Genomic DNA, 12,827 nt, shown 5'->3' with positions numbered 1-12,827 from the left:
CATAATTTTTGAGGCTTTGCCTACTGTTGTGAATATGGGAGCATTGACAGATCAATACTGGCCGCCTAGCAAGATTATCTAGAAGATGAGCCTCCGATAATAAGGGCTGCTTCGTATTTTGAGATATTTATGAATAGTCATTGGAGATGAGATGACACAACCAACCAAAGGTAGCGCAGAAGGCGCGCAGCATCAATCGGCGCAGGAACAAGCAACACATCCTGTCGGCAAAATGATGCGCTTTGGTTTGGAAGACCCGCTCAAGCTGGATGCAGGTGTTAGCATTGCTCCTTGGCAAATCGCCTATGAAACTTACGGGGAGCTCAACGCCGATAAATCGAATGCGGTGTTTGTTTGTCACGCATTAACAGGCGATCAGTATGTGGCCTCGACCAATCCAGTGACGGGAAAGCCGGGTTGGTGGTCGATGATGGTTGGTCCTGGCTGCCCCGTAGATACAAACAAATACTTCGTTATTTGCTCTAATGTGCTGGGGGGCTGCTTTGGCACAACCGGCCCAGCAACGCATAACCCTGCTACTGGAAAATCGTATGGCCTTGATCTGCCTGTAGTTACGATTGGTGATATGGTTCGTGCGCAACGCAAACTTGTTCTATCTTTGGGTATTGAGACACTCTTTGCCGTAATTGGTGGCTCTATGGGAGGGATGCAGGTGTTGCAATGGGCAGCTGCCTACCCTGAAATGGTGTTCTCTTGCGTTCCAATTGCTACAGCGGCGCGACATTCTTCGCAAAACATAGCGTTTCATGAGGTCGGCCGCCAAGCTGTTATGGCGGACCCTGACTGGTGTCACGGCAATTATGCGGTTGAAAACAAACGCCCGACAAAAGGGCTTTCTGTCGCTAGGATGGCAGCACATATTACTTACATGTCGGATGCTTCTTTGCACGATAAATTCGGTCGAAATTTGCAAGATCGCTCATCGGTTAGTTTTGGTTTTGATGCAGACTTCCAAATTGAGAGCTATTTACGTCATCAAGGCATGACTTTTGTCGATCGCTTTGATGCCAACTCGTATTTGTATGTTACCAGAGCGATGGATTATTTTGATTTGGCTGCGCCACATGATGGGAAGCTGGCCGGAGCGTTTTTACATAGTAAAACCCGCTTTTGTGTGATGTCATTTACAACTGACTGGTTGTTCCCCACCTCGGAAAGTAAGGCGGTTGTGCAAGCTCTCAACGCGGCAGCGGCGAATGTATCGTTTGTGGAAATTGATAGCTCGCGTGGACATGACGCATTTTTGCTTAATGAACCTGAAATGTTCAAGACAATGCGGGGATTTTTGACAGGTGCCGCGAAAGCGCGTGGTATTGAAGCGCCGGTAAAGCAATCGGACTAATAGGCTGAGTGATTTAAGGATTATATGATGCGTAAGAATGTCGAAGTCGCTCATGCCCGTGGAGACTACCAAATCCTTTGTGATTTTGTGGTGCCGCAAGCTAAGGTGCTGGATATTGGCTGTGGTAAGGGTGAGCTATTGGAGCTTTTGGTCAACCTCAGGCAGGTTGATGGCCGGGGAATTGAAATCTCGCAGGCAGGGGTGAATGAGTGTGTTGCCAGAGGGCTTTCCGTTGTCCAAGGAGATGCTGATAAGGATTTGGATGCTTATCCTGATGCGGCCTTCGATTACGCGATACTAAGCCAAACTTTGCAAGCGACGATGGACCCCAAACAGGTTTTAATCGAGTTATTGCGAATAGGGAAAAAGGTTGTTGTTTCATTTCCGAATTTTGGACACTGGCGCAACAGACTACAGCTGCTATGGCGGGGCCGTATGCCGGTAACCGACTATCTGCCCTATGAGTGGTACAATACGCCCAATATTCACTTTTGTACTTTGAGAGATTTTTTGGCTCTGGCTGATGAGGTAGATGCCCGCGTGTTGCGTGCTGAAGCACTTGATGCAAAAGGAAAGCCTATCGTTTATAGTGGACCTTGGTGGTTACGAAACCTTATTAGTGACCAGGCAATCTTTTTGCTTGAGCGTAAATAGGGTTTGCCTCGTTTCAAATTAGGTGAGCTCTAGTTTTCTTGCGTAATTGGTTTTTGCGGCTTATTTGAAGTTACTATTGGCGACTGACGCTGGGCACCAACAGGTTTTGCCTCGGGAATAAATACTGGTTTTAGAACACGTACCATGCTTTTACGTGGTGTTGATATGCCTCGGTAGACCTGTTTTTCTGCTTCCATAATTAACAGGCCGGCAAAGCTTGAACCCACCACTGCACCTATACGCTCAAATAGGCGGGCATTACGCATAATAAGTCGAGATTTTGTAGGAGGCACGTAAAGTGCTTCTTCTTTTGCTGTTACCGATAGAAAGTGATTGCTTAGAAAGTTTTCCAACTGTCCGCGTGAATAAGGTGTTCCATAGCCAAAGGGAGAAACTTCCGACTGCGCCCAAACCCCGCGCCGGTTGGGTACTATGGCGATAACGCGGCCTCCAGGAACAAGCACGCGGTGTACTTCATTCAATAAAGCGCTTGGATTTAGTGCCATATCTAGAGCATGAACCAGAATGATACGGTCAATACTGGAATCTGGAAAGGGAAGACTTTGGCAATCTGTAAGGAATGCCATATTGGCATAACTGTCTTCACGTGGCCACTTAACAACCCCTTGGGCTGCTGGCATGCCTGCAAAAATTCTAGGTGTTTCTTTCAAGTAAGGTCGTAAGAATGGCCCCGTATAGCCAAGACCAAGTAGGCTATAGTTTGCCATTGCAGGCCATATCTTACGCACCCGCCGATTGATTAGTACGCGTAACATACGACCTAATGGCAAATCGTAGAACTGTTTAAGGTGCAAAACATCAAGATGCATATTCTTACCTAAATGGCCCGTTTCTTATATCTATGGTGTCGATTGAGCGATGCTGCAACAACAAACACGCTATAAATGGGAAAAAACCTGAACTTGTTCTCGACGGTTTTGGCTATTAGAACTTCCAGATAGCTTATTAATTGTTTCATGGCAGCCTACTAGCGGAGAAGACAATGAGAAACCTCCAAGATTATCCACTCATAGCGACAAGTGATTTTACGCAGGTATGCCAATTTACCTGCTTCCAAAATAATTATGGTGTGCTGCTTTATAATCGCAAGAGTGAAACAGCTGTTGCCTTTGATGTTCCAGAGGCGGGACCATATCTTGAGGCGCTGAAAGTAACTGGCTGGAAACTGACTTACATTCTTCTAACCCATCATCACCACGATCACATTGGCGGGGTTAACGAGCTGGTTGCGCAAACAGGGGCAAAAGTTGTTGGGCACGCGCGCTCTGCCCAAAAGCTGGGTTTTGTAGATCTGGCTTTAGAATCTGGCGATTGTATTGATCTAAATGGTTTGGAAGCAAAAGCAATCGGCACGCCCGGGCATACATTAGATAGCATCAGCTGGTGGGTACCCGATGCTAATATGGTTCATACGGGAGATGCATTGTTTTCTTTAGGTTGTGGCCGACTCTTTGAGGGTGATGGCGAGATGTTATGGGCCTCACTTAATCAATTGAAGCGCGAGATTCCTGCTGAAACTCTGGTTTTCTGTGGGCATGAATATACTGAGGCAAACGGGCGGTTTGCTTTGAGCGTTGATAGCAAGAACCAAACTTTATTGAAACGTCAGCAAGACGTTTTAAAACTGCGTGCTAACGATAAACCCACGTTGCCAAGTACAATGGCACAGGAGTTGGCAACCAATCCATTTTTACGGGTAGACCAGCTAGATATTCGCCAAAGCCTTGATCTTGTTGATGCTAGTGATGCCGATGTGTTCAGCAAGCTGCGCCAAATGAAGGACAACTTTTAACCACTCAAAGTGGCTAGTAGTGTTTTAAGGGGTTCAATTAACAACTTACTTGGATACCAAGCATATTTATTGTTGAGAATGCCTGAAGTTTATTAGCCTCGGCTTCAGGCAGAATTCTACTTTTGTAAAATCTCTGTGAGTTTTGAAAGAGATATATTATCATTTTTTTTAGTTATAACAGTGAGTTATCTTGATGGATGAAATTTCATGAGACCGATCTACGCTCTTTATAGCTGTGTATTAGACTAAAGTATTCTTATTAAGTGATAAATAAACGTTTGTTTTCCTCTTTGTTTTGCGTGGTCTGGCTATTAGAGTGCACAGCCGAAGCGATTAACGCATTAACGTAGTTTGGAATCTAATCAATGGCCCAAGGCGACATCAAAAAGGTTGTGCTTGCCTATTCTGGCGGGCTTGACACATCGATTATTCTCAAGTGGTTGCAGACAGAATTTGGCTGCGAAGTCGTAACATTTACCGCTGACCTTGGTCAGGGTGAAGAGCTGGAGCCAGCACGACGAAAAGCCGAAATGTTGGGCATCAAAGAGATCTATATTGATGATCTGCGCGAGGAGTTCATTTCAGATTTCGTATTCCCAATGTTCCGTGCCAACGCCGTTTATGAAGGTGTTTACCTGCTTGGTACTTCAATTGCCCGTCCGCTTATTTCCAAGCGTTTGATTGAAATTGCCGAGGAAACCGGTGCGGATGCTGTTGCACACGGGGCAACTGGTAAAGGTAACGATCAGGTTCGTTTTGAGCTTGGCTGTTATGCGCTTAACCCAGACATCAAAGTTATTGCACCTTGGCGTGACTGGTCTTTCAAATCGCGTACCGACTTGCTGAACTTTGCAGAGCAGCACCAGATTCCGGTACCAAAGGATAAGCTCGGTGAAGCTCCTTTCTCGGTCGATGCCAATATGTTGCACTCTTCTTCTGAAGGTAAAGTGTTGGAAGACCCGAATGAAGAAGCACCAGCTTATGTGTTCCAGCGTACTGTGAGCCCTGAAGAAGCTCCAGATCAGGCTACAGAAATAGAAATTACCTTTGAAAAAGGTGATGCTGTTGCCATTAACGGCGTTCATATGTCAGCTGCCACATTGTTTGCCAAGTTGAATGATTATGGTCGTGATAATGGCATCGGCCGCTTGGATCTGGTTGAAAACCGTTTTGTTGGTATGAAATCGCGCGGTATTTACGAGACACCAGGTGGTACGATTTTGCTTTCTGCGCACCGTGCAATGGAATCTCTCACCATGGACCGCGAGGCTGCGCACCTGAAAGATGAGTTGATGCCGCGTTATGCAAAACTCATTTATAACGGTTTCTGGTTCTCGCCAGAACGCGAGATGCTGCAAGCACTTATCGATAAGTCACAGGAACCGGTTTCAGGCACAGTTAAGCTGAAGCTTTACAAGGGTAATGTGATTGTTGTTGGTCGCGATTCACCAAATTCTCTCTATTCAGAGGAGTTAGTGACTTTTGAAGACGACCATGGTGCTTATGACCAGAAAGACGCAGCGGGCTTTATTCGCCTAAACGCACTGCGTTTGCGTACATTGGCGAACCGCCGCAAGAAGGTTGGTATCTAAACGCCTTCATCTTTTGGGATGCCTGTTCTGGTTTTTCTAGGGCAGGCATTTTTTTTAAGAATTTTTCGCATAGATGTAACGAATAGGCTTTGCTGATCGTCATTAAAGTATCCATTTATTAAAGGATAGATGACGATGAATGCAAGATTTTCCCTATTTGATGCTGCCGACCCATTTTTTAAAGGGCTTCAAGCTACCGAAATGGAGTTGGTAAATTCGAAAATACCAGCTTCAGTTCGCCATTTGATGCGGGTTCGGGTTTCTCAGATAAATGCCTGTGATTTTTGCCTTAATATGCACCTTGCTGAGGCACGCAATGATGGTGAAAAACAAGAGCGTCTTGATAAATTGGTTATATGGCGTGAAACCGATATATTTACACCGCAAGAAACTTCTGTGCTAGCTTGGGCTGAAGCGTTGACCCATCCAAGCAAAGAAAATACGCGTCAGCTACCAGAACTTCATGCTAATTTATTAAAAAGTTACGATGCTGATACCATACGTTCTATTAGTTATGATGTTGCGCTTATTAATGCTTGGAACCGTGTTAATATTGGTGCGCATAACGGTATGGAGCATTAGAAATGCCAGCTTTGAGCGAAAATGAAACCGCTTATCAAAGCTCATTGTTTTCAACTGAGCGCAGGAAACTGCGCTCATTAGCTTATCGAATGTTGGGCACTATTGACGATGCTGATGATGCCCTGCAAGAGACCTTTCTCAAGTTTATGGGACAAGACCTCAAAGACATAAAAAGCCCCTCTGCATGGCTTCATAAAACTTGCACGAATGTTTGCCTTGATACTTTAAAAAGTGCTTATCGAACCCGTGTAAACTATACCGGTTGCTGGTTGCCAGAGCCTATAACAAGCGAGGTTTTGCATGATTTTGCTGATCCTATGGAAAGGCGAGATCAGTTTTCTATCGCGATGATGCATGCTATGGATAATCTACCACCCAATGAGCGTGCTGCTTTTCTGCTTGCCGAATTACTGGAACTGAATTATCGCGAAATTTCTGATATTTTAGACAAGCCGGAAGGTACTTGCCGGCAGCTTGTTTTTCGTGCCCGCCATCGTTTGGAAAAAGTGCGCCCCAATATAAGGCAAAAACAAGAACAACGAGCATTGGCTGACCGTTTTTTTAAAGCCTTGGTTGCTGGAGAGATTGAGGCTTTATCGCAGTTAATTGCTGAAGATGTTGAGTTTTGGGCTGATGGTGGTGGCAAGGTTTCGGCCGCTATTAATGTTATTGCCAGTTCAGATCGGGTAACTCGGCTCATTGCGGGTTTTTGGCGAAAATTCTGGAGCAAACTGGAATACCGGTTTGTCGAAGCGAATGGTGAAACAGCACTTTTATCAATAGGTCCCCAGGGCGTTGAAACAATTATATGTCTAGAGGTGGATCGTTCGGTGAAAAGAATATTCGCTATCCGTAACCCAGATAAACTCAAGCTTTTTGCCTTAGATGAAACAGCAATGCATTGAAGAGACTGTTTTTGTTCTCCTATACATTTTCTCTCAATATGTTAGTGCAGGATTTTGAATGGATCTTTGCAATAAGATTATGAGATTTAATGGTTATGAGTAACTGGATTTTTCGCAAAAGTGGCAAAACAAAACGCAAAGGCGATGTGCGCGATCCTTTTGATATAGATTATTCGCGTATTATTCACTCTAGCTCATTTCGGCGGCTGCAGGGAAAGACCCAAATTCTTAACCTGGGTGACAACGATTTTTACCGAACGCGGCTGACGCACTCTTTGGAAGTATCGCAAATTGCTGGCGGTATTTTAAAATCATTAAATCACACGTTAGAGACAGGCCATGAAGGGCACGCATACTTACCGCCACTTAGCCTTGTGCAAACACTGGGGTTGGGGCATGATTTGGGGCACCCACCGTTTGGGCATGGTGGGGAAGTAGCCCTAAACTATTGCATGCGAGATCATGGTGGTTTTGAGGGAAATGGCCATACGCTGCGATTGATTAGTAAGCTTGAGGTTTTTTCTGAAGAGAACGGTGCAGATTTAACCCGGCGCACTTTGTTGGGACTGCTTAAATATCCTGTTGCTTATAGTCGGTTGATGAATGCTAATCAGCAGCCCTGCTTAAGCCAAGGCCCTAGTGTGGTGCCACTGATTGACCCTTTAAAGTGTGTTCCGCCCAAAGCCTATTTGGATAGTGAGCAAGATGTGGTTAGCTGGATACTATCGCCTTTGTGTGATGCAGACCAGCAAGAATTTACAGCTTTTTTTGAACGAAAAGGCCGTCATAGCAAAGCAATGCATAAATCACTTGATTGCTCCATAATGGATGCAGCTGATGATATTGCTTATGGCGTGCATGATTTGGAAGATGCAATCGAATTGGGCTTTATTAGTGAGGCACAGTTTAGAGCTGTTGTTGATGAAAAAATATGTTCTGCCTTTTTAAATGAACATGCCGAACGATATGGCCAGAAAACCGGCAATAATATTTTTGATAGTTTGGTTTCCGGTTTATTTGGTGATGGTGCTAAGCGGAAAATGTACATTTCAATGCTTGTCGGGCATTTTATTGAGGCAGTTGAACTTATCGAAATCAACCGTTTTAAAGAGCCTTTATTGCGTTTTCGGGTGCAAATTAAGCCTGGTTCCCGTGACTTTTTGAATGCTTTGCAAGAGTTAGTGGCTCAACAGGTCATTTTTAGCCCAAATGTGCAGCAGCTTGAGTTTAAAGGCCAGCAAATGGTTGTGAAGGTATTTGAGGTTGTTGCTAGCGCACCCCAAAGTTTTTTGCCTCGCGAGCATTTTAGGAATTTTGAAAGATCGCAGGGAGATATGCGTGTTATTTGTGACTATATTGCCGAGATGAGCGATGGTACACTGCTAAAGACATACGATCGGTTGTTTAGTCCGCGCATGGGATCTATTTTTGACCATGTTTAAATAAGCGCCTTTTAAGTTTGAAAGCTTCTTGTTGGTTTGGGAAGTATCCATCAATATAGTGCTTTTATAATAAAGGCTTATTAAGTATTGGTAGAACTGTGTATTTTAGCTCTAAGGATAAAAAATGGCGTTCTTACGTGTCGTACCGCTGACGGTTTTCCCGCTTATTATATATAATCTACTGGCTGCTGGTTTTCTGGGTTATGGTGGGATTAACTATTTAAACTATGACGTGATTTCATTTAGTCTTGCATCCGATGCGCTGTTTCATTTGAAGTTATCGGAGTTAATCATCGCATTTGCATTGATATTACTCTTTGTGGAGTTAATTAAAGCAACAAAATTTGGAGCACAGACCCTTTTGGATCACATGATCTCTACTGTTGTGTTCATTGTTTATTTGATTGAATTCATTTCTGTGTTTACTGCAGCAACGCCGGTGTTCTTCTTACTCACGCTGATCGCGCTTCTCGATGTGCTGGCCGGTATTGCGATTTCAATTAGTTCAGCAAGACGTGATGTTGCTTTCGGTCCAAACCTATAAGCCTAACGGGCTATCTTCTAAACGTTTGAAGGTAGCCCAAACAAAATGACTGAAAGACATAATAGAGCAACTAACGAAAAGCCTAATGCCTTTCTAGCTCGGTTTGGGATTTCCTTTTCGATACAGGTGATGGCAAGAGCGACGCCACATTGTGTTAAATAGAAAAGGGCAAAGGCCTGCGAAGCCAATGTAACGATTTGCGTGACATCGGTATTCCATAGTATTGCCAGAGCAACTACAGTGATGATGAGATAAGCGTGATTAACTGAAATATACCTTTCGCTGGTGTCTTCTAATAGTCCTGCACTCCCGAGCGAGTCTGCAATGGCGGCACCAAACTGACTGGCTACTGCACCTAGTGTTAGCATAAGTGGTAAAACCAGAGCCACGTGCCCAACCAACGATATGACGGCTGCTATTGAGCGATCTTCCTGCAAAAACCCGAAGAGAATGGTTATGGAAGCGAAGAAAACTATATAGATTACAGCGGAGAGCAGCTGCGCTTGCCGCATAGATGAAATTCGTGTTGGAGCTCCATATTCATCTCCTAAAAACCTTGATGTCTCAAATCCTTGTACAATGATGAGAAGTCCAAGAAGTACTTGAATTTTATGAAGGCTTATCGGGGTTTTTATGTTGGCAAGATGCCAAGTTCCATTTGTTAAATGCTCGCCATTATAAAACATCAGGCCAACGAGTAAGCCCGCGATGATGGCCAAATTAAACGCAACGGCATATTTTTCTACACGCTCGACGGAGGATAGGCCTCCGCAAATTCCTGCTGTTCCAATAGCAATGAGAAGCGCACTTGCAATAATTTTAGCATATAGCGTATTTTCGAAACCCATTCCTTTTAAAAGGAAATTTCCTAGCAGTACCAAATAGTAGGCGATGGAAATAAAGTAGGCAAATGCGAGTAATAATTGAGAGATTTTTTCTAAAGAGAGAGTCAGGCTATGCTTTTTGAAGGTGTCTGGTTGAGAAAATAGAGGTTCTGCATAGCGGATATTAAAGCGGATAACTGAGCCGATAAAGTAAGCTCCTGTTATGAGAATAATTATGCCGATGATGGCCCAGTTACCAATTTCGAATGCCAATATCGGTACAGAGACTAGAAAACCACTGCCGATAATGGATGCCAATGGTGTGAGAGTGGCCTGCCAGCGTTGATTATTGCGCAGCCTGTTAGATATTAAAGCTATGAAAACAATGAGGGCTGTAATTAAAACCAAAGAATTGCTGAGCATTAATTCGTCCCCTGGTCGCAATTTAAACACCAGAGCAACGATTATATATGACCTAAAATAACTTTAGGTAAATTTGCAGCAGTCCATTCTTTTATAAAGTGAAGATCACCTTAATAAGAATGGACTACAGCTCAGTCTTTTAGATTGCAGCTAATGCTTTGCTGAAATCTTCAAGCAAGTCCTCTTGATCTTCGAGGCCGACAGAAACACGTAGTGTATGATCGCTGATGCCAAGCTCCAAGCGTGCTTCTTCTGCAACACTTTGGTGGGTGGTGGTCGCGGGGTGGGTTATTAAGCTTTTTGCATCCCCAAGGTTATTGGAAAGGCTAACAATTTCCAATGCATTTGAGAACTTGAAAGCAGCTTCTTTACCACCTGCAATGTCAAAAGCTAGCATGGTTGAGCCACCACGCATTTGTTTTTTCACAATATCTGCTTGTGGGTGATCTTCGCGGCCAGGGTAAATGAGAGTGCTCACCTTCTCGCTTTGACTTAAGAGGTCAGCTATCTTGGCAGCGGTTTCACTTTGGCGTTTAACGCGAAGGTCCAGTGTTTCCAGCCCCTTTAAAAGCACCCAAGCATTGAAGGGGCTCATGGAAGGACCCGTATGCTTGAACATGTCGTGGAACTCTTCTGTGATCCACTTTTCGTCTGAGAGCACGATACCGCCCAAGCAGCGCCCCTGCCCGTCTATGTGTTTTGTGGCTGAATAGATGACAACGTCGGCCCCCAACTGTAATGGGGATTGCCAAATGGCTGTTGCGAATACGTTATCTACGATGAGGCGGCCGCCTACTTCGTGTACTAAATCCGCGACTGCTTGAATGTCAACAACCGAAAGAGTTGGGTTGGTCGGACTTTCTAAGAAGGCACCTTTTGTATTTGGGCGGATGGCTGCTTTCCATTCTTCGATGTTGCTACCATCTATTAATGTTGTTTCTACGCCATAGCGTGGCAAGATTTTCTCTATGATATAGCGGCAAGAACCAAACAGCGCTTTAGGTGCTACGAAGTGGTCACCTGCTTTTACACATGCCATAATTGCTGAATTTACGGCAGCCATTCCGGAAGATGTGGCCCGCGCTGCTTCAGCGTTTTCCAGATCGCACATTCGTTGTTCAAACATGGAAACCGTTGGATTTGCGTAGCGCGAGTAAATGTAGCCGCTGTTATCGCCTAAAAAGCGTGCTTCAGCTGCTTCTGCGCTATCGTAAACAAACCCTTGGGTGAGGAATAAAGCTTCTGACGTTTCTCCAAACGGAGAGCGTGTGGTGCCACCATGAACAAGTTTGGTAGCTGGTTTCCAGTTTTTATTAGTCATTATGGTTCCTGCGTTACAATATTGAAGAACCTCACAAAAGGACCAAGGTTACTTGCAGAAACCCGGCCCTTTAGCAAATTCTTTTATGTGGCAGCAAGCCGGCCGACCAAATCGCCACAATGAGGTACATTTATTGCAAATTGTCGCAGTCGTCAAACATATTGCACTTGGCTAAAACTACGTTCTCAGTTAATCAAAGTTCAATAGTTATTCATCTCTATCATATTGGCAAACGGGGTTTTTGGTAAATGAGTGCACAATGGACTAAGGCAACAAGTGGTATCCTGCCAGCAAATGCCATTGGAGAAATGTTTGCCAATAATCAGATAATTGCTTTAAAGCCAACAGATAGTGACCAGATACAGCCGGCGAGCCTTGATTTGCGCCTTGGGAAAAGAGCGTGGAGAGTTCGTGCCAGCTTTTTGCCAGGCCCCGGTACCAAGGTGAGTACGCGTCTTGACGATTTGATATTGCACGAGATTGATTTAGCGAAAAGCGCTGTTTTGGAAACGGGTTGCGTTTATATTGTCGAGCTGCAAGAAAGCCTTGATTTACCAAAGGGTTTGGGCGCAACGACGAACCCGAAAAGCTCCACTGGGCGTATTGATGTGTTTACCCGTGTGATCACAGATTTCAGTGCTGCTTTTGACCGAGTCGAGTCCGGTTATACGGGGCCATTATATGCGGAAATCTCTCCACGAACCTTCCCAGTGCTGGTGCGCGAAGGATCGCGCCTCTCGCAAATTCGTTTCCGGTTGGGTGATCCGTTGATTTCGGATGAAAAGCTGACGCATATTCATCATGATCGTCAACTTGTCAGTGGTGGTAATGAGGTTATCGGTGGCGGTGTTCATTTATCGATAGATTTAAAAGGTTCAGGTAAAGGCAGCCTGATTGGCTATCGAGCAAAACGGCATACGGGCGTTATTGATGTTGATGCCAAGGCGGCGCAGGATCCATTAGACTTTTGGGAGCCAATTATTAATCGCGGCAAGGAGAGCCTAATTCTTGACCCGAATGAATTTTACATTCTGGTTTCGCAAGAAGCGGTTCATGTACCCCCAGAATATGCCGCTGAAATGGTGCCTTTTGACCCACTTGTTGGCGAGTTCCGGGTACATTATGCTGGCTTTTTTGATCCCGGTTTTGGTCATGATAAAATTGGCGGCGGAGGTTCGCGGGCTGTTTTGGAAGTGCGTTCTCATGAAGTACCGTTTATTGTTGAGCATGGGCAGACTGTTGGGCGGCTGGTGTATGAACATATGACGAACCCGCCGAAAACCCTTTATGGTGAAGGCATTGGCTCGAATTATCAGGGGCAGGCTTTGAAACTTTCCAAGCATTTTAAACCGGTTGACGCATGA

General features: G+C 44.8%; 12 protein-coding genes and 1 riboswitch. Of the genes, 9 read left to right on the top strand and 3 right to left on the bottom strand.

What is annotated here, in order from left to right; all coding sequences use genetic code 11:
- Nucleotides 1–151 precede the first annotated feature (151 nt).
- Together metX and metW are read left to right on the top strand one after the other, a co-directional pair.
- Nucleotides 152–1,363 (top strand): homoserine O-acetyltransferase MetX, encoded by a 1,212-nt coding sequence (gene metX, locus AYK67_RS07365; RefSeq protein ID WP_082735698.1) that lies wholly within the window; start codon nt 152–154, stop codon nt 1,361–1,363.
- Between the two features lie 24 nt (nt 1,364–1,387).
- A complete protein-coding gene (gene metW, locus AYK67_RS07360; protein WP_082735697.1) occupies nt 1,388–2,017 on the top strand; it encodes a methionine biosynthesis protein MetW in 630 nt (209 codons plus the stop codon).
- A 29-nt stretch (nt 2,018–2,046) separates the two neighbouring features.
- On the opposite strand, the gene AYK67_RS07355 is transcribed toward metW, so the two are convergent.
- Nucleotides 2,047–2,847 carry a class I SAM-dependent methyltransferase gene (locus AYK67_RS07355; protein WP_068084365.1) on the bottom strand — a complete coding sequence of 267 codons (801 nt, stop codon included), beginning with the start codon at nt 2,845–2,847 and terminating at the stop codon, nt 2,047–2,049.
- A 173-nt stretch (nt 2,848–3,020) separates the two neighbouring features.
- On the opposite strand from AYK67_RS07355, the gene gloB reads away from it, so the two are divergent.
- The 6 genes from gloB to AYK67_RS07325 all read left to right on the top strand — a co-directional run bounded on the left by gloB (nt 3,021) and on the right by AYK67_RS07325 (nt 8,895).
- Complete coding sequence (gene gloB, locus AYK67_RS07350) at nt 3,021–3,830, top strand: hydroxyacylglutathione hydrolase (protein WP_068084362.1); 810 nt, start codon at nt 3,021–3,023, stop codon at nt 3,828–3,830.
- 365 nt (nt 3,831–4,195) lie between these two features.
- On the top strand, nt 4,196–5,422 hold the full coding sequence (locus tag AYK67_RS07345; RefSeq protein WP_068084359.1) for an argininosuccinate synthase: 1,227 nt from the start codon (nt 4,196–4,198) through the stop codon (nt 5,420–5,422).
- A gap of 135 nt (nt 5,423–5,557) precedes the next feature.
- Nucleotides 5,558–6,004, top strand: coding sequence for a carboxymuconolactone decarboxylase family protein (locus AYK67_RS07340; RefSeq protein WP_068084357.1), 447 nt, complete (start codon nt 5,558–5,560; stop codon nt 6,002–6,004).
- A 2-nt stretch (nt 6,005–6,006) separates the two neighbouring features.
- Nucleotides 6,007–6,909, top strand: a complete 903-nt coding sequence (sigJ, locus tag AYK67_RS07335) for an RNA polymerase sigma factor SigJ (protein ID WP_068084354.1) — start codon at nt 6,007–6,009, stop codon at nt 6,907–6,909.
- Between the two features lie 95 nt (nt 6,910–7,004).
- On the top strand, nt 7,005–8,351 hold the full coding sequence (locus AYK67_RS07330; RefSeq protein ID WP_068085298.1) for an anti-phage deoxyguanosine triphosphatase: 1,347 nt from the start codon (nt 7,005–7,007) through the stop codon (nt 8,349–8,351).
- Nucleotides 8,352–8,475: 124 nt separating this feature from the next.
- Nucleotides 8,476–8,895, top strand: coding sequence for a hypothetical protein (locus AYK67_RS07325; RefSeq protein ID WP_068084352.1), 420 nt, complete (start codon nt 8,476–8,478; stop codon nt 8,893–8,895).
- Between the two features lie 17 nt (nt 8,896–8,912).
- On the opposite strand, the gene AYK67_RS07320 is transcribed toward AYK67_RS07325, so the two are convergent.
- Both AYK67_RS07320 and AYK67_RS07315 read right to left on the bottom strand, forming a co-directional pair.
- The gene (locus AYK67_RS07320; protein ID WP_068084350.1) at nt 8,913–10,142 is read right to left on the bottom strand and encodes a hypothetical protein; all 1,230 of its coding nucleotides are present in this window, start codon (nt 10,140–10,142) and stop codon (nt 8,913–8,915) included.
- A gap of 139 nt (nt 10,143–10,281) precedes the next feature.
- A complete protein-coding gene (locus tag AYK67_RS07315) occupies nt 10,282–11,463 on the bottom strand; it encodes an O-succinylhomoserine sulfhydrylase (RefSeq protein ID WP_068084348.1) in 1,182 nt (393 codons plus the stop codon).
- A gap of 50 nt (nt 11,464–11,513) precedes the next feature.
- Nucleotides 11,514–11,591: riboswitch (SAM riboswitch) on the bottom strand.
- Between the two features lie 120 nt (nt 11,592–11,711).
- Between AYK67_RS07315 and AYK67_RS07310 the strand changes: the two genes are divergently transcribed.
- Complete coding sequence (locus tag AYK67_RS07310; RefSeq protein ID WP_068084345.1) at nt 11,712–12,827, top strand: 2'-deoxycytidine 5'-triphosphate deaminase; 1,116 nt, start codon at nt 11,712–11,714, stop codon at nt 12,825–12,827.

The sequence above is a fragment of the Polycladidibacter stylochi genome, from assembly GCF_001562055.1.
Taxonomy (GTDB): Bacteria; Pseudomonadota; Alphaproteobacteria; order Rhizobiales; family Stappiaceae; genus Pseudovibrio; species Pseudovibrio stylochi.
This window is presented reverse-complemented; position numbering and strand designations above follow the sequence as displayed.

Excerpts from the sequence above, each read along its gene's own strand:
- AYK67_RS07345 (WP_068084359.1), top strand. The coding sequence starts at position 4,196 with ATGGCCCAAGGCGACATCAAAAAGGTTGTGCTTGCCTATTCTGGCGGG.
- gloB (WP_068084362.1), top strand. The coding sequence starts at position 3,021 with ATGAGAAACCTCCAAGATTATCCACTCATAGCGACAAGTGATTTTACG.
- AYK67_RS07330 (WP_068085298.1), top strand. The coding sequence starts at position 7,005 with ATGAGTAACTGGATTTTTCGCAAAAGTGGCAAAACAAAACGCAAAGGC.
- AYK67_RS07315 (WP_068084348.1), bottom strand. The coding sequence starts at position 11,463 with ATGACTAATAAAAACTGGAAACCAGCTACCAAACTTGTTCATGGTGGC.
- AYK67_RS07325 (WP_068084352.1), top strand. The coding sequence starts at position 8,476 with ATGGCGTTCTTACGTGTCGTACCGCTGACGGTTTTCCCGCTTATTATA.
- sigJ (WP_068084354.1), top strand. The coding sequence starts at position 6,007 with ATGCCAGCTTTGAGCGAAAATGAAACCGCTTATCAAAGCTCATTGTTT.
- metX (WP_082735698.1), top strand. The coding sequence starts at position 152 with ATGACACAACCAACCAAAGGTAGCGCAGAAGGCGCGCAGCATCAATCG.
- metW (WP_082735697.1), top strand. The coding sequence starts at position 1,388 with ATGATGCGTAAGAATGTCGAAGTCGCTCATGCCCGTGGAGACTACCAA.
- AYK67_RS07320 (WP_068084350.1), bottom strand. The coding sequence starts at position 10,142 with ATGCTCAGCAATTCTTTGGTTTTAATTACAGCCCTCATTGTTTTCATA.
- AYK67_RS07310 (WP_068084345.1), top strand. The coding sequence starts at position 11,712 with ATGAGTGCACAATGGACTAAGGCAACAAGTGGTATCCTGCCAGCAAAT.
- AYK67_RS07355 (WP_068084365.1), bottom strand. The coding sequence starts at position 2,847 with ATGCATCTTGATGTTTTGCACCTTAAACAGTTCTACGATTTGCCATTA.
- AYK67_RS07340 (WP_068084357.1), top strand. The coding sequence starts at position 5,558 with ATGAATGCAAGATTTTCCCTATTTGATGCTGCCGACCCATTTTTTAAA.